The organism is Oceanospirillum linum (assembly GCF_001995095.2).
GTDB lineage: Bacteria > Pseudomonadota > Gammaproteobacteria > Pseudomonadales > Halomonadaceae > Oceanospirillum > Oceanospirillum linum.
The window spans coordinates 1-401 of sequence record NZ_MTSD02000203.1 but is presented as its reverse complement, the minus strand read 5'-3'; the positions used below and the strand labels follow the sequence as shown (position 1 = coordinate 401).

Genomic DNA, 401 nt, shown 5'->3' with positions numbered 1-401 from the left:
GTGCTGTCTGGGCAAATACATTTAGCACGCCCTGACTGATTGGCTTTGTATAACCGTTGATCAGCTAGTTCTACTAGCTCTTTCCAGCTTGCAGCGTGATCTTCTACTAGTTCAGCCATACCTATACTTGCGGTAACAGGTGTGCCGTCAGGTAACTGTGCTAAACCTGTTTCCATAATACGTTGTACGACATTCTTTGCAGAGCTGGCCTCTGTGTGTGGCAGTAGTACAAGGAACTCCTCTCCACCCCAACGAATAGCCGCATCACCTCTACGAATACAGCTGCTTAATGCTTTTGAAGTTTGGCGTAAAATCTCATCGCCAGCGTCATGGCCTAAGGTGTCATTAATGTTTTTGAATTTATCTAAGTCAATAAATAACACTGCGAAATTAGACTGTTG

Annotated in this window: 1 protein-coding gene; it reads right to left on the bottom strand. The window is 44.4% G+C overall.

Annotation, left to right across the window (positions count from 1 at the left end; genetic code table 11):
• Window positions 1–401 (bottom strand): GGDEF domain-containing protein (locus BTA35_RS17330; RefSeq protein ID WP_139363757.1); only part of this gene is annotated, 401 nt, incomplete at both ends.